The organism is Rhodococcus globerulus NBRC 14531 (genome assembly GCF_001894805.1).
Taxonomy (GTDB): domain Bacteria; phylum Actinomycetota; class Actinomycetes; order Mycobacteriales; family Mycobacteriaceae; genus Rhodococcus_F; species Rhodococcus_F globerula.
Map to the genome: position 1 here is coordinate 1,069,645 of NZ_BCWX01000002.1, position 15,613 is coordinate 1,085,257.

At 62.2% G+C, this 15,613-nt stretch carries 15 protein-coding genes; 5 read left to right on the forward strand and 10 right to left on the reverse strand.

Features of this window, described 5'->3' with window-relative positions; genetic code table 11:
- Position 1 precedes the first annotated feature (1 nt).
- Positions 2–1,126 (reverse strand): transaldolase, encoded by a 1,125-nt coding sequence (gene tal, locus RG2_RS13625; RefSeq protein WP_033232242.1) that lies wholly within the window; start codon positions 1,124–1,126, stop codon positions 2–4.
- Between the two features lie 5 nt (positions 1,127–1,131).
- Positions 1,132–3,234: a transketolase gene (gene tkt, locus RG2_RS13630; protein WP_033232113.1), complete on the reverse strand. Its 2,103-nt coding sequence runs from the start codon at positions 3,232–3,234 to the stop codon at positions 1,132–1,134.
- Positions 3,235–3,450: 216 nt separating this feature from the next.
- On the opposite strand from tkt, the gene RG2_RS13635 reads away from it, so the two are divergent.
- Positions 3,451–4,434 (forward strand): heme o synthase, encoded by a 984-nt coding sequence (locus tag RG2_RS13635; protein WP_033232112.1) that lies wholly within the window; start codon positions 3,451–3,453, stop codon positions 4,432–4,434.
- A gap of 18 nt (positions 4,435–4,452) precedes the next feature.
- Here the strand turns inward: RG2_RS13635 and RG2_RS13640 are convergent, their stop codons facing one another.
- Entirely contained in the window at positions 4,453–5,418 is a 966-nt protein-coding gene (locus tag RG2_RS13640) for a quinone oxidoreductase family protein (RefSeq protein ID WP_033232111.1), read from the reverse strand.
- Positions 5,419–5,501: 83 nt separating this feature from the next.
- Here RG2_RS13640 and RG2_RS13645 point away from each other — a divergent pair, with 83 nt between their 5' ends.
- Positions 5,502–5,870, forward strand: a complete 369-nt coding sequence (locus tag RG2_RS13645) for a hypothetical protein (protein WP_033232110.1) — start codon at positions 5,502–5,504, stop codon at positions 5,868–5,870.
- 61 nt (positions 5,871–5,931) lie between these two features.
- Here RG2_RS13645 and RG2_RS13650 read toward each other — a convergent pair whose 3' ends face one another.
- A complete protein-coding gene (locus RG2_RS13650; protein WP_033232240.1) occupies positions 5,932–6,561 on the reverse strand; it encodes a MerR family transcriptional regulator in 630 nt (209 codons plus the stop codon).
- Positions 6,562–6,662: 101 nt separating this feature from the next.
- Here RG2_RS13650 and RG2_RS13655 point away from each other — a divergent pair, with 101 nt between their 5' ends.
- Positions 6,663–7,142: a DUF4188 domain-containing protein gene (locus RG2_RS13655; protein ID WP_033232109.1), complete on the forward strand. Its 480-nt coding sequence runs from the start codon at positions 6,663–6,665 to the stop codon at positions 7,140–7,142.
- Positions 7,143–7,155: 13 nt separating this feature from the next.
- Here the strand turns inward: RG2_RS13655 and RG2_RS13660 are convergent, their stop codons facing one another.
- A complete protein-coding gene (locus tag RG2_RS13660) occupies positions 7,156–8,127 on the reverse strand; it encodes a COX15/CtaA family protein (protein ID WP_172935494.1) in 972 nt (323 codons plus the stop codon).
- A 130-nt stretch (positions 8,128–8,257) separates the two neighbouring features.
- Here RG2_RS13660 and lexA point away from each other — a divergent pair, with 130 nt between their 5' ends.
- On the forward strand, positions 8,258–8,917 hold the full coding sequence (gene lexA, locus RG2_RS13665) for a transcriptional repressor LexA (protein ID WP_033232108.1): 660 nt from the start codon (positions 8,258–8,260) through the stop codon (positions 8,915–8,917).
- 64 nt (positions 8,918–8,981) lie between these two features.
- Here lexA and RG2_RS13670 read toward each other — a convergent pair whose 3' ends face one another.
- The 5 genes from RG2_RS13670 to mptB form a co-directional block, all read right to left on the reverse strand.
- On the reverse strand, positions 8,982–9,512 hold the full coding sequence (locus RG2_RS13670; RefSeq protein WP_033232107.1) for a hypothetical protein: 531 nt from the start codon (positions 9,510–9,512) through the stop codon (positions 8,982–8,984).
- Positions 9,513–9,647: 135 nt separating this feature from the next.
- Positions 9,648–11,045, reverse strand: a complete 1,398-nt coding sequence (locus RG2_RS13675; RefSeq protein WP_371851317.1) for a hypothetical protein — start codon at positions 11,043–11,045, stop codon at positions 9,648–9,650.
- 47 nt (positions 11,046–11,092) lie between these two features.
- Positions 11,093–11,950 carry an ABC transporter permease gene (locus RG2_RS13680; protein WP_080711635.1) on the reverse strand — a complete coding sequence of 286 codons (858 nt, stop codon included), beginning with the start codon at positions 11,948–11,950 and terminating at the stop codon, positions 11,093–11,095.
- Positions 11,947–12,891, reverse strand: coding sequence for an ABC transporter ATP-binding protein (locus tag RG2_RS13685; protein WP_033232105.1), 945 nt, complete (start codon positions 12,889–12,891; stop codon positions 11,947–11,949). Before RG2_RS13685 ends, RG2_RS13680 begins: the two co-directional genes overlap by 4 nt.
- Positions 12,888–14,642 (reverse strand): polyprenol phosphomannose-dependent alpha 1,6 mannosyltransferase MptB, encoded by a 1,755-nt coding sequence (gene mptB, locus RG2_RS13690; protein ID WP_033232104.1) that lies wholly within the window; start codon positions 14,640–14,642, stop codon positions 12,888–12,890. The genes RG2_RS13685 and mptB overlap by 4 nt, the downstream gene beginning before the upstream one ends.
- A gap of 210 nt (positions 14,643–14,852) precedes the next feature.
- On the opposite strand from mptB, the gene RG2_RS13695 reads away from it, so the two are divergent.
- Positions 14,853–15,518 (forward strand): helix-turn-helix transcriptional regulator, encoded by a 666-nt coding sequence (locus RG2_RS13695; protein ID WP_080711642.1) that lies wholly within the window; start codon positions 14,853–14,855, stop codon positions 15,516–15,518.
- The last annotated feature ends 95 nt before the right edge of the window (positions 15,519–15,613 follow it).

The following is a 15,613-nucleotide window of genomic DNA, read 5'->3' on the forward strand; positions in this document are numbered from 1 at the left end:
CTCAGCTCTTCTGGGTTGCTGCGCGGAGCTGCTCGGCAGTCGCGTCGAGCAACTCGTTCCACGACACCTCGAACTTGTCGACACCCTCGGTCTCGAGGACATTGAACACGTCCGCGAGATCGATGCCGACGGCTGCGAGCTGATCGAACACTGCCTGCGACTCCTGGGCGGTGCCCGAGACGGTGTCGCCCGTGATCTCACCGTGGTCGGCAAGTGCGTCGAGCGTCTTCTCCGGCATGGTGTTGACCGTGTTGGGTGCAACCAACTCCGTGACGTAGAGAGTGTCCGGGTAGTCAGGGTTCTTCACGCCCGTCGACGCCCACAGCGGACGCTGGGCCTTGGCGCCGTCAGCCAGGAGTCCCTGGAAGCGCGGCTGCACCTCGAAGACCTGCTGGTATGCGTTGTATGCCAGACGAGCATTTGCGAGTGCAGCCTTGCCACGAAGCTCGAGAGCTTCCGGCGTGCCGATCGCCGTGAGGCGGTTGTCGATCTCGGAATCCACGCGGGAAACGAAGAACGACGCCACCGACTCGATGGACGAAACGTCGCGGCCCGCAGCCTTCGCGGTCTCCAGACCGTCGAGGTATGCACCCATGACGGCTTCGTAGCGCTCGACCGAGAAAATCAACGTGACGTTGACGCTGATGCCTTCACCGATCACCTTGGCGATGGCGGGAATGCCGGCCAGCGTCGCGGGGATCTTGATGAGGACGTTCGGGCGATCGACGATCTTGTGCAGTTCGACGGCCTGCGCGACAGTCGCGTCGGTGTTGTGTGCCAGGCGAGGATCAACCTCGATGGACACGCGGCCGTCGACGCCGTTCGACGCCTCGAACTGCGGAGCCAGGATGTCGCACGCTGCGCGCACGTCGTCGGTGGTGACCGCCGTGATGGTGGCGTCGACATCGGCGCCGCGCTGGGCCAACTCGCGGACCTGCGCGTCGTAGTCCGAACCCTTGGACAGGGCTGCCTGGAAGATCGACGGGTTGGTGGTGACACCCACGATGGACTTGGTGTCGATCAGGTTCTGCAGGTTTCCGGACTGGATGCGATCTCGCGAAAGATCGTCAAGCCAGATGGAAACGCCTGCGGCGGACAGCTTTTCGGTGTTCACATTCTGTGTCATCGAGATCATCCCTTCACAGCGGCGAGGGAGCGCTGCGCGGCTTCGACAGTCGCGTCGGCGGTGATGCCGAACTCCCGGAACAAAGTCTTGTAATCGGCGGAAGCGCCGTAATGCTCGAGCGAGACGGCCTGGCCGGCGTCGCCGAGAATGCGCCACCACGGCATTGCGATACCGGCTTCGACGGATACGCGGGCACGCACGGCCGGAGGAATGACCTCGTCGCGGTATGCCTGATCCTGCTCGAGGAACCAGTCGAGGCACGGAACCGACACAACACGCGTTGCGACGCCCTGAGCTTCGAGGGTTTCGCGAGCCTCGGTTGCGAGGTGCAGTTCGGAACCGGTGGCCAGCAGAATGACCTCGGGAGCACCGTTGGCGGCATCGGCGAGCACGTATGCACCGCGCTTGACGCCCTCGGCTGCCTTTTCCTTGGTGCCTTCGAGAACCGGGACGTCCTGGCGGGTAAGTGCCAGAGCGGTCGGGCCCGTCTTGTGCTCGAGGGCGGCCTGCCAGGCAAACGACGTCTCGTTGGCGTCACCCGGACGGACAACGGACAGGTTCGGGATGGCGCGCAGAGCAGCAAGGTGCTCGACCGGCTGGTGCGTCGGGCCGTCTTCGCCGAGTCCGATGGAGTCGTGGGTCCACACGTAGGTGACAGCCGTCTTCATGAGAGCGGCGAGTCGAACAGCCGGACGCATGTAGTCGGAGAACACCATGAACGTTCCGCCATAGGGGCGGGTCGGGCCGTGCAGCGCGATGCCGTTGAGAATCGAGCCCATCGCGTGCTCACGGATACCGAAGTGGAGCGTGCGGCCGTACGGCTTTGCGTTCCAGTCGTTGGTGGAGATGGAGTACGGACCGAAGGAGTCTGCACCCTTGATGGTGGTGTTGTTGCTGCCGGCGAGGTCAGCGGAGCCGCCCCACAACTCGGGCAGGATCGGGCCGAGTGCGTTAAGCGCTGAACCGGAAGCCTTACGAGTTGCGACGCCCTTGGCATCGGGTTCGTACGTCGGGAGAGCGTCGGCCCAACCGGCGGGGAACTCACCGGCGAACAAGCGGTCGAACAGTTCCTTGCGCTCGGACTCACGCGACGCCCAAGCGTCGAACTCGACCTGCCACGCCTTGTGCGCGTCGGCTCCGCGGGAGACGACCTCACGGGCGTGAGCCAATGCGTCGGCATCGACGTCGAACGACTTGGCCGGATCGAAGCCGAGAGCTTCCTTGACCGCTGCAACTTCGTCGGCACCGAGAGCGGACCCGTGAACGTCTCCGGTGTTCATCTTCTTCGGAGCGGGGAAACCGATGATCGTGCGAAGCAGGATGATCGACGGGCGATCGACGACGGCCTTGGCCGCAGCGACTGCGTCGAGAATGCCGGAGACGTTTTCGCCACCCTCGACATGCTGAACGTGCCAGCCGTATGCCTCGTAGCGCTTGCCGACGTCTTCGCCGAGAGCGATCGTAGTGTCGTGCTCGATGGAGATCTTGTTGTCGTCGTAGAAGACGATGAGGTTGCCCAGTTCCTGGACACCCGCAAGCGACGACGCCTCGGACGTGACGCCTTCCTCGATGTCACCGTCGGACGCGATCACGTAGATGTGATGGTCGAAGGGGGAGGAGCCGACCGGGGTTTCCGGATCGAACAATCCACGCTCACGACGAGCAGCCATTGCCATGCCGACTGCGGACGCGAGGCCCTGGCCCAGCGGACCCGTCGTCATCTCGACGCCGACAGTGTGACCGAACTCCGGGTGACCCGGTGTGAGGGCGCCCCACGTGCGGAGAGCTTCGAGGTCTGCCAGTTCGAGGCCGTAACCCGAGAGGTAGAGCTGCGTGTACAGCGTCAGAGAAGAGTGGCCACAGGAGAGGATGAAGCGGTCGCGCCCGACCCATTCTGCATCCGACGGATCGTGGCGCATGACACGCTGGAACAAGGTATATGCCAACGGCGCCAAGCTCATTGCGGTTCCGGGGTGGCCGTTGCCGACCTTCTGAACCGCATCGGCGGCGAGCACGCGGGCGGTATCGACAGCCTTCGTGTCCAGGTCGGTCCAGTCCGAGGGGTGGACTGGCTGTGTGAGGACGTGGATCTCGTCTGTGATCGACACTGGCAGATGTCTCCTGACATTGTGTACGTGGATTGCGAGGGAGAGGTGTCCCTCCGCTGCGTCACCTAGCCTAATGGTCCTGGCTGTCCGGGTCGATTCGGTTCCACGATGACCGCGGTCTACCATCGTCCGTAGTAGCAAATGCGATAGTCCAGAAAAGTGTCAGCAGTGTGTCGTGAAGAGATAGTGCGGTAACGCGTGGTGCAAGGAGAGAACGTGCGGACAGGGCAACAGCCGAGCGGACATGGCTTCGGCAGCCCCGGAGCAGCCCCGCGGGCGACCAATCAGAACACCGTTCTGGGTCGCGCAATGGGGAAGGTTCTGGCTTACATCGCGCTCACGAAGCCGCGAGTCATCGAATTGCTCCTGGTGGCAACAATTCCGGCGATGCTCATGGCTGATCGCGGAAATGTCGACCTGTGGTTGGTGCTGAGCACCTTGTTCGGTGGATGGATGGGCGCCGCGAGCGCGAACTCCCTCAACTGCGTCGTCGACGCGGATATCGACAAGGTCATGAAGCGCACTGCCAAGCGCCCGCTGGCCCGAGAAGCCGTCCCGACGCGCAACGCGCTGGTCTTCGGTCTTGCGCTCGGACTGGCGTCGTTCCTGTGGCTGTGGTGGCGCGCCAACCTGCTGGCCGGTGTCCTCGTTGTCATCACCATCGCGTTCTACGTCCTGATCTACACCATGGTGCTCAAGCGTCGTACGTGGCAGAACGTCGTCTGGGGCGGCGCCGCAGGCTGCATGCCCGTCTTGGTCGGTTGGGCCGCTGTTACCGGTTCGCTCAGCTGGGAACCGTTCGTTCTGTTCCTGATCATCTTCTTCTGGACGCCGCCCCACACGTGGGCTCTCGCGATGCGTTACAAAGAGGACTACAAGGCTGCCGGCGTCCCGATGCTCCCGGTCATCGCCACCGAAGAGCACGTCACCAAGCAGATCCTGTTCTACAGCTGGGCAATGGTTGTCACCAGCCTGATTCTCGTTCCCGCAGCCGGTCTCGTCTACGCGATCGTTGCTCTGCTGGCCGGTGCCTGGTTCCTGCTCCTCGCTCACCAGCTGTACCGCGGAGTCCGCGGCGGCGCAGAGGTCAAGCCCCTCAAGCTGTTCTTGCAGTCCAACAACTACCTGTCCGTGTTGTTCGTGGGCCTAGCCATCGACTCGGTGCTGGGACTGCAGACGATCAGCGAAATGTTCAGCTGACCGCCTGCAGCCACGAACCTACGGAATCAGCACGATTGATCCCGTAGTTGCCCGGCCTTCCAGATCACGATGAGCCTGGGCAGCATCTGCCAGCGGATACTGCGCACCCACCCGAATCTTCAAGGTGCCCGCAGCGATGGCGTCGAAGACGTCGCCGGCCCGCCACCGCAACTCCTCCGGCGTGCGAATGTAATGAGCCAACGTCGGCCGTGTCAGGAACAGTGAACCTGAGCTGTTGAGCCGCTGCGGATCAACCGGCGGCACAGCGCCACTTGCGGCCCCGAACAACGCGACGGTCCCGCGGATTCGTACCGACGCCAGGCTTGCATCGAACGTCGTTGCACCCACCCCGTCGTAGGCCACAGCGACACCTTCACCGCCGGTCAACTCACGTACCCGGGCCGCGATGTCGTCCTCGTATCGCAAAACCTCCGACGCACCGGCCTCGCGGGACAGTTGCTCTTTGGCATCTGACGACACCGTTGTGATGACCTTGGCGCCGAGACTCACTGCCATCTGCGTGAGGATCAATCCGACGCCGCCGGCACCGGCGTGCACAAGCACCGTGTCACCCGGCTGGATCGGGTACGTGGACTTGGAGAGGTAATGCGCGGTCATGCCTTGCAGGAGTGCTGACGCGGCAACCGGCGCAGAGACACCGTCGGGAACTTTTACTGCAACAGTGGACGCGACAGCCACCTTTTCGGCGTAGCTTGCGGTTGCTGCCGCCCATGCCACCCGCTCGCCGACAGTGAACTCCGTTACCTCGGAGCCGACTGCCTCGACGATCCCGGTTCCCTCGTCGCCGGGGATGTAGGGGAGATCGCGTGCATACATGCCCATTCGGAAGTACGTGTCGATGAAGTTGATGCCGATGGCTTCGGTGCGGACAAGGAGATCGTGTGCACCGATCGTGGGCTCGGGTTGTTCGGACAGCGTGAGAACGTCTGGTCCGCCGGTCTCGGAAACATAGATGGCTCGCATCTTGTCTGTTCTACACCTGAGGTCGCGTCAACTCAGGCCATGCCTCATGTTGCGGCCGGACTACCGACCAGTATTGTCGAGCTATGAGCACCGATACCGAGAAGTCGGACGCCACACCGTCCGCGACCGCGCCGGAACTTCCGAAGTCGACGGTCAAAGCGATCACCAAGTTCGTCGCCGAACATGGCGGCACCGCAAGCGCCGTCATTCAGCCCGTCGGCGTTGTTGGAGTGCGCATCACTCTCGTGGGTGCCGACGGCATTCTCGGCGACCAGGTGGTCAAGGATCTTGCTACGGCAAATGCCGTCGTCGCGTCCTTCGACAACGTCACCGTTGCCGAGTGGGAACGTGAACTGACCAGCATCGTCACGCCGGCCGACGGCCACTTCAAGAAGATGGCCGGGTGGGTTGCCCACCAGACGCGCTTCCCGAAGGCCCGCAACGGCGCCTGAACAAACTGATTGCGGCGAATTCCGGCAGCTGATGGCAGGAACTTCGCCGCAATTGGTCTATCTAGTTGGTTTCATCAAGTCGGAAACTGGCAGCTTCGAGCGCAAGCCGCCGCACTTCGACTAGAGCTCGCTCGTAGATCACCGTCCCGATGAGCATGGTCTCGACGGCAGCGGTGCGATCCGGCATGGATCGAGCGTAGTGAACTTCGGCTTCGGCTGTTCTCTCGACGAAGTCTGCGGAGTTGTCGAAATCCGATACCGCTGCCGGGAAGCCGAACCGGCGCAGAGTCGCGACGAGTTCCGCGAGTCGGTACGGCGCCGGAGCGTCATCCTCGATTTTCCAATTCCTGTGCCTCAGCCAAACCTGTACCTCGTCGTACGCCGCCATGACATCGGCGGACAGGTCGCCGGTCGGAATTTCGTCGAGTCCGTGCATCACCGCCCCGAATGCATCGTGCATCGGGGTTGTCTCGTCTTCCATCGCAGCCAACGTGGCTCGAACTTTCGATATCGACAGACCTCCGATATCGATCAGGGAACGAATCAGTCGTAGGCGCCTCACGTGGTAGTCGCCGTAGTCGGCCTGATTGGTGGCTGATTGTTCACCGCTGGTGAGCAGGCCCTCACGCAGGTAGTACTTGATCGAAGCGACTGAAACGCCGCTTCGGGCGCTGAGTTCGGAGATCCTCACAGATTTGCCCTTGACTTCACGTTCGGATAGTAGCACTATCCATTATAGATAGTGTCACTATCCGTATCGAGGCGACATCAAACTGCGATGGAAGGGTTCTCATGAATCGACATCAAGTGCAGAACGGCCGATACACCGCGGACATCGACGGCCAGTTCGTGGTTTTCATCATCGGCATGAGATTCAACAAGCTCTGGAAGATCCACAAGTGGATCGGCGCGTTTGTCGCGATGCCTCGAATGCTTCGAGAACTGCAGCGATCGCCGGACAAGGGAATGCTCGGGGCACGAATGTCCTGGGGTGGGCGCACGATTACCGTGATCCAGTACTGGCGAAGCTTCGACGACCTCGAAGCGTTCGCGAAGAACCCGAACGATCCACATTTGCCGGCGTGGAGGGCATTCAACCGGCGCGTCGGCAAGAGTGGCGATGTGGGCGTCTATCACGAGACATACCGCGTCGGAAGCGGGCAGCACGAATCGGTCTACGTGAACATGCCCGTCATGGGGTTGGCTGAGGCCACTACGTCCGTGCCGGTGGGGAAGCGACGCGACACCGCAAGGGTCCGGATGGTTCGCTGACCGCCAGGTGGTTTCAGGCCGCTACTGCGGATGCCGCCGGAACGTCTTGTCTGACCTTTCCGGCTGCCCACACCGCCGCCGTTGCTGCCGTGCACAGACCGGCACCCGCGACATGCAGGATCACCAGGATCTGCGGTACATCGGTGAAGTACTGAACAACGCCGATCAGCGCCTGAGCAACAATCAGGACCAGCAGAACATGCAGGCGCTTCTTTACGGCAGCGGATGTTCCGACCGCATACAGACCGAACGTCAAACCGACGACCAAGGCCAGATAGCCGACCAGTAGTTGTGAATGCAGATGAACCAGGGTGACGATCTCGACTTCGAGGCGGGGAACCGTCCGGTCAAGACTCTTATCGCCGGCATGCGGGCCGGCACCCGTCACGAGCGTTCCCGCGACCAGAACTCCGGCAAGAGCCACACCACTCAGTGCCGCGAGCCAGCGCAGCGGCTTCGGCATCACGATCAGCGTGGTCGCGTCATCAGGTTCGGCGATCTTCGCGTACATAACCGTGGCGATCCACACCATCAGCATCGACGCAACCAGGTGTATAGCAACCGTCCACCACAGCAACCCTGTGAGGACGGTAATTCCCCCGATGATTGCCTGAATGACCGTGCCGAGCGGAATCATCCACGCGTACACCAGAACCTCGCGGCGACGACGCGCACGCGTCACAGCCAGGACGATCGCAGCCGCGACAATCACAACCACAAAGGTCAGCAGCCGGTTTCCGAACTCCACAACCTGATGGATGATCGCGACCTCACCATGGCCGACCGGAACAAAACTGCCCGGGAAGCACTGCGGCCAGGTCGGGCAACCCAGCCCCGACGCAGTCACACGCACAACCGCACCTGTGACAGCAATACCGCCCTGGGTCAAGATCACGATGAACGCGATGATCTTCTGCGTCTTCAGCGAGGGGAGAGGCAGGCGATCCACCAAGCTCAAAAATCCGGCATACACACGATTCACCACGCCAACGATGGTAGTTCCCCAACAACTACAGCGTGTCGTTGGGGCAGCCCGCTCCGCGTCTGCCCCCTGTCGTCGGGGCAGCCCGCCCTAGTGCAGAAGACTGTCGGCACCCCTCACTACGATTCTCCGAGTGACGCATTACGACGAACTCGACATGTTCGGTGGCCTCGACGCCTCCACCCTCCCGCTCCGCCAGCAGCAGATTCTCGCCACGATTCGGGACTGGGTGACCACAAACGGATCCACGCCGAGCACCCGACAAATTGGGGACGCGGTAGGTCTGCGGTCGACGTCGTCGGTATCCAAACACCTCAAGAGCCTCGAGGAAAAGGGATTCCTCCGCCGGGGCACGGCGATGGCTCGGCAACTGGACGTCCGACCCTTCCTGGTGGGAATCAAGGGAGGTTCGTCGAACAACAGTGTCGAGGTGCCGGTGGTCGGCGATATCGCGGCCGGTGCACCGATTCTCGCCGAAGAACACACTGACGAGGTATTGGAACTACCGCGCGAACTCGTCGGCTCCGGAACTGTGTTCGGGCTGCGAGTGCGCGGCGAGTCGATGGTGGACGCCGCGATCTGCGACGGCGATGTTGTTGTGGTGCGCCGCCAGGACGAGGCCCATTCGGGCGAGATAGTGGCCGCGATGATCGACGGTGAGGCCACGGTGAAGGTGCTCCGACGCCGAAACGGCCACGTGTACCTCGAGCCCCGCAACTCGGCATACCAGGTCATGGACGGCGACCACGCAACCATATTGGGCAAAGTTGTTTCGGTGATGCGGCGGATCTGAGGATCTCGATCATCGCCGACCTGTGACAGTCGAGGAGCAGGTCGAATCGCCGGTCTCTCAGGGACTACGGCAGTGGAATGATCGCTGCCGCCAGTACGGCGGGTGGAGGCAGCTTCAGGTGAGTAGTGACAGGTCCGAGACCGATCTCTGGCCACTCTGCGATGAGGGGTAGATCCTCTGTGTCAGGCAATGGCGTCAGCTCAAATAGGTACTCGCGCTGCTGTATCTCGGAGTTCTCGTATCCCTGGCCATCTCTGTGCCGAATGGGTTGAAGCACCGAGTCCTCGAGAGCTCTCAACCGCAATGGTCTCCCATGCGTCTCGCCGGGCCGGCGTCGACCAGTTTCAGGATCGGTGATCGCCGGCGCTGCGTATTGACGTCGTAGCGCGTCAGCGTGAACGCCTTTCGCTACCACGACAACTGCGAGTTCGAGCCCCGATGTGTAGGCCACAATCGACCGTAGTCCCACAGTCACGCCTTCCACTTGGGCCAACATCATCGGACCGTGTGCGATTGCACCCAACTCTTTGGCGTCGGGCGGCATGAATCTCTGATACCAGATCATGATCTGAGCCTGGCACACGAACAGATGCATGTGCAGTGGTTGCCCACCGCCCCGACGCCTTCGCATCCCAGCCGGTTTCATACTGCTGTCAAAGCCGACGCGCTCAATCCTGCTGATGTGAATGGGATAGGTATCGAGCGCGGCGGGGGTCCTCGGTGTCCTGAGTCAGTACGCGCGAACGCGCACAATTCCGGAAATCGTTCCCTGGTAATACTCGCCGGACGCGGTGATGAGGGCCGACATCTGCAGGGTGTCGTGCACCGCGGTGGCCGGCATCGTCGTGGACCCGATCTGGGTTCCGTCCTTCGAGTCGATGACGGCAAAGGAGTACCCGTCGAGTGGCGTCGTGTCGGCTGAGCCGCTGCGCGTCACTGTGTAGATGTTGTCGTCAGCCGTGGATAGATGCGGGACTGCAGAGCTTCGAATCGTGTTGTCCCACACAACATGACAGCCAACCGGATCGATGTCGACCCGAGTCATTCCGCCGTTGAATGGTGCGGTGGCTGGAACCGCAGGACCGGCGCCTTCCGGTGTGGTCGGATACGGATACCCGTAGGTGCCGGCTACGTAGATGGAGTGGCCGATCGCAATGGGGGAGTTCTCGCTGCCGCTCGGTGAGCCGTCCTTGCCGGCTGCGGTCAGGACGGGTCGGGAGCACACTTCGGCACCCGTATCTGACCGATAGACCCGGACGCTGACGGTCGGATGAGCGTTGTCGACGATCGTGACAAAATCACTGCCCGTCGACGGCCCGAAGTAGGTGGGGGTGGATCCTGTTCCCCAACTCAACTGGCCAGGGTTCCTTGCGGGGCCGCGGTCGTAAGGCTGACGCCAATCGACGGCGATATCGCCGCCCTTCCGGCTCAGTTGGTACAGCGCATGAGTGGTGGCGACGGCCGTTCCCGTGGGCGAGGTGGAAATACTGTTCTGAACCTGTTCGCCTTCGGGGAGGTCGATGGTGTGAGCGATTCGATCGGTGCCGACAACGCCGACGGTGCCGTGGCCGGTCGCGAACCAGACATTGCCGGTCCAGTCCGGCGCCAGCCCGGTGACATTGTCGTCGGCTGCGACAACCCCGGAGAGGTCGATGACGTCGGAGAGTTCCAGACGCCAGGTTCCGTCGGGGTTCTGAGCATGCGCGATACGAACGAGTTGGCGATTGCCGTCGACGGCAACCAGTCGGTTCTCGTGGTCGAGGTATGCGTAGACGCCACCGAGCAGGCTGCCCTTAGCCAGGGGCAACTGCGCGACGGATCGGCCGAACGGTGACGCCTCGGCCTTGGGATCGATGAGGTGAATGGTCGGGATCTGACCGAGCATCGTGGTGCACAGAGAGACGATCAGGCCGTCGGAACCTTGCAAGATTGTCGGGCACGCCGACATCAGAGGAAACGCGGTGACTTCGTGAGGTTCGATGCCCGGCCCTGGGAGGGGCGTGACGTCGGACGAACCGGCGTCGCCGTGCATCGTTGCTGTGCCGACCGGACCGAGGTAGGGATTGGCCGGTGCCAGCGGGCCCGCAGTCGGCAACGACGCGGTTGACGGAACGGCAGCAAGGAGCATCAGCGCACTGGTTGCGCCGGCTATCCGGAGTGCCTTCCGCGAAATGCTCACGTGAATTTGAACCACCGTGCGGCGCAGGCTCCGCCGATCACAGCCCAGACGAGCAGCACGACGATCGAGAACCAGTCCATCGAGGACGCGAGGGCCGAGTCGAGTGCATGGGCCAAGGCGCCGGACGGAACCAGGCGTACCAAGGTGTGCAGCGCGTCGGGGATGTCTTCGCTGATCAGTCCGACACTGCCGATGCCTGCCATCACAAACCACAGGACATTGGCAAGTGCCAGAACGATTTCCGCACGCAATGTGCCGCCGAGGAGCAGTCCGAGTGTGGTGAAGGTAACGGTTCCCAGCGCGATGACCACCGCGCCGATCGCCAGTTCCGTCGGCGTCGGGCGCCAACCAAGTGCGAGGGAGATCAGGCCGAGTATGACCGATTGCAATGCCACGACGATGATGACGGCTGCGCTCTTGCCGGCGATGATTCCCCACCGCGGAAGTGGTGTAGCGCCAAGACGTTTGAGTGCGCCGTATCGGCGGTCGAAGCCCACTGCGATTGCCTGCCCGGTGAATCCGGTGGACATCACCGCCACCATCATGACGCCGGGCAATACTTTGCTGACCCTTGAATCCCCCAGATCGCCCAGGGGCAGGAGGGACAGTCCGATCAGCAGCGTGATGGGAATCAGCATCGTCAGCAGTAACTGCTCGCCGTTGCGCAGCAACAACGTCAATTCGAGCTTGGTCTGAGCCGCCATCATCTTCGCCGCGGAGTTGGGGCGAGGATCGGGGGAGAACGTACCGGGCTCGAAGCGATTGTCAGCCAACCGTCGGTCCCGGGCGCTGTTCGCCGAAGCATTGTTCTGGCTATTCGACACGGCTTTGTTCACGACCTTGTTTCCCGTCATCCCCGCAGATCACGACCCGTCAATTCGAGGAAGACGTCTTCCAAACTACGTTGATCGACGCGAATGTCATTGATCAGGACATTTTGTTCGGCGCACCATGTTGCCACCGTTGCCACCGTCGACGGTTCGATCGAGCCTTCGATCAAGTATGTCCCCGGATTGGCTTCGCTCACTCGGAATTCCCCGGCGAGGGACCGTGCAAGTGAATCGACACTCAGTCCGGACATCGTGGTCAGTCGCAATTGACCCTCGGCTCCCTTGCTGGTGACTTCGGCGGGAGTGCCCGATGCGACGATGCGGCCGTGGTCGATGATGACCAGTTCGTCGGCCAGTGCTTCAGCTTCGTCCATGAGGTGAGTGGTCAGGAGAATGCTGACACCGTCGCGGCGCAATGCATCGATCAACTCCCATACGAGGAGACGGGCCTGGGCGTCGAGGCCTGCAGTCGGTTCGTCGAGGAAGACAAGTTCCGGTCGGCTTACCAGTGCACAGGCCAACGACAGGCGTTGTTGCTGGCCACCGGACAACCGTCGATACGGAGTTCGCCGTGCGTCGGTCAATCCGAGCTTGGACAGAAGCCAGGTGGGATCGAGAGGATCAGCGGAGTACGAGGCCACGAGGTCGAGCATTTCGCCGGCTTTGGAGCCGGGGTACGCGCCGCCGCCTTGGAGCATGACGCCGATCCGCGAACGAACTTCACCGGAATCGGCGATCGGGTCCAGTCCGAGCACTCGGACCGTTCCGGAATCAGGGGTGACAAAGCCTTCACACATCTCGACCGTAGTGGTCTTACCAGCGCCGTTGGGGCCGAGAAGGGCAACGACCTGCGCGGTTTCAACGGTGAGATCGATACCGTCCACGGCACGAACACCGTCAAACGATTTGACGACGCCTTCTATCCGCACGGCAGGCGTCGACGATCTTGTTGCACTCGAGGTCACGGAGAATCAGCGTAAGCCCCGGCAGAGTTGCCTTCGTCCACTGGTCTGGTTTTCGTGATTTCCGCTACTGGTTTCTCGCTACGCCAGGGCAGGGAATTCCGGGTGACGTAGATCAACGCGAAAGCGGTGATGATCGTCGCGACGACCGCTTGGACGATCATGAACGGCAGGTATTCGGCGCCGTTCGACATGAGCATGACGCTCACGATCGACGTGAACACCACGGCAGGGACGCGGAATATCGGAGCCGTTGCCCACGCTGCGAGCGGGAGTATCGCCCAGAGCAGGTACCACGGTTGGACAACCGGGAACAGCAGCACGATCGCGCCGAGGGCGATTCCGAGCCCGCCGACGGGATGGAGGCGTCCCATGTAGACGGAGACCATCATTCTGGCAGTGATCAGCACTGCGACCAGATATGCGATCGGGCGGGTGATGGTGAGAATCGCCGTCGTGTGGTCGCCGAGTCCGAGAAGCACTCCGGCCAATCCGGTCCCGACGCCAAGAAGCGTGGGTATCGACATCCAGCTTCGCACGGCTGTTGCGGTGTTGAGCGTGTTGATCCAACCCATACCCAAGCCACTGGCGACGCTGATGACGCCGATCACGACAACGGTCACGCCGGCGAGCAGCAGCGCCGCCGAGAAGAAGGACTTCCAGGTTCCGCCCCACCGGCGGGCCAACGCCATTCCGACAAAACCGAGTGCAAGCAGGGACGGGATCTTTACGGTCGCCGATAACGCGATCAGGCCGGAACCGGCTATCAACAGAGCAAGCGAGCGACCTCGGATCGGGCCGGCGCCTTCGACCGCGCGCAGCGCCACCTCGATTCCGGCGAGCATGAGGCCGAGCATCAGGGCCTCGTTGTGAATGCCGGCAACCAGATGGAACAGCAACAGTGGGTTGGCGGCGCCGAGCCAGAGGGAGCTGACCGCAGAGACACCGCACCGCTTGGCCAACCGGGGCAGGGCCCACACGATCAACGCAACGCCCACCAGAACGAGCAGGCGATGAAGGAAGATTCCGGCAACGATGTTGTCGCCGGTCAGCGAACTGATGCCGCGTCCAAGCCACAGAAAGAACGGTCCGTACGGTGCCGGGGTGTCACGCCAGATCGTCGGAACAGTTCTGGTGAGCACGTGATCGACGCCGAGCGCGGCTTTGGGGCCGATGAGATACGGATCGAGTCCGCGTGCCGCGATCTCACTCTGCGCCAGGTACGAATACACATCGCGACTGAACATCGGCGGTGCGACGGTCAGCGGCAAAATCCACAGCAACAGCGTGCGGTCCAGTTGTGATCTGCTCATGCGGCGCGGCGCGCCGGCGCGAGTTCGCAGATCACCGACGGCAAATCGGCCCAACATGAGCCACGCCAGGACAACCAGAACAGTTCCGGTCATTGTCATCGTCAACGAGACAGTCGGCATTCGTCCGGGGAGACTCAGCACCCGTAGTCCGGCCGTCGGATTCTGGAGTACAGGCTGCGCACCCGCACCGAGTGCGCCAACCGCCATCAACACGGTGCCTGTCGCGCCGAAACGCCTGATTCCGCGAAGCTGAGCGGTCTCCTTCTCGTTCAGACCGGGGCGCTCGTCCTCGTCGCCGTGCAGCGTCGCCATCACGGATTGCCGGGGCTTGGATCCGAACGGCCGGACACCGAGGGTGGAGAGGACAAGTTGTTTCGGCTTGTCCAGCAGGATCGCGCGGGTCGACTGCGCGGTCGTCTTCTGCGTGGGGGTCTGCGGCACCCAGGAAGCCTAGCGGCTCGTGCGCAGGGCTCGGACAACTGTGAACAATGCGGGCAGTCCGCCTATTCCCAAATGTAATGCAGGTTGCCCTTAGTAGACCTGCGAAAAGAATTCCGTCACACTTGTGTTGTGAAAAGAAATGCGACTCGCACTCAAAGCAAGGAAGCTGCAGGTCAGTCCACTGCAGCTGCCTCGCAGAGTCCTGTCGTAATGCCGGTAGCGGTGGGTGTCGAAGGCCAGACTCGGGCAGCGGTGGTCAAACTGCTCCTCGAAGAAGGGCCCATTACAGCCTCCGAAATCGGCACGCGACTCGGTTTGAGTGCGGCTGGTGTCAGGCGTCACCTGGACGCGTTGATCGAGTCCGGTGAAGCCCGCGCCGCATCCGCGTCGTCGCTCCGTCAGCGTGGACGCGGGCGTCCCGCCAAGCAATTTCAGATCACCGCCACAGGACGTGGGCGTCTCGGTCACGCGTACGACGATCTTGCCGGCGCGGCAATGCGCCAACTCCGCGAAATCGGTGGAGACGCCGCTATCGAGGAATTCGCCAAGCGGCGGGTGCAGGCAATTGTGGGAGATGTCGAACCGGCAGATCCCGCCGACCTCGGCGCCGTTGCGGAGACGGCAGATGCCATTGCTGACGCTTTCAGCGCCGTCGGATTTGCCGCGTCGACCAGGCCGGTGGGTAACGGCGTGCAGATCTGCCAGCACCACTGCCCGGTTTCCCATGTGGCAGAGGAGTTTCCGGAACTGTGTGACGCGGAACAGGAAGCGTTCCGGCAACTGCTCGGCACGCACGTTCAGCGTTTGGCCACCATCGCGAACGGTGACTGCGCCTGCACGACACACGTTCCCCTTGTATCGAACGGGAGTAGATGAAACCTCCCGATCCGCTAGTTCCCAAAGTTTTTCGCTAGTTCTTCACAGTCAGAAATGTTCCTCGCGTCGAATTCAGCCCTCGTCGCTGCGGAGCA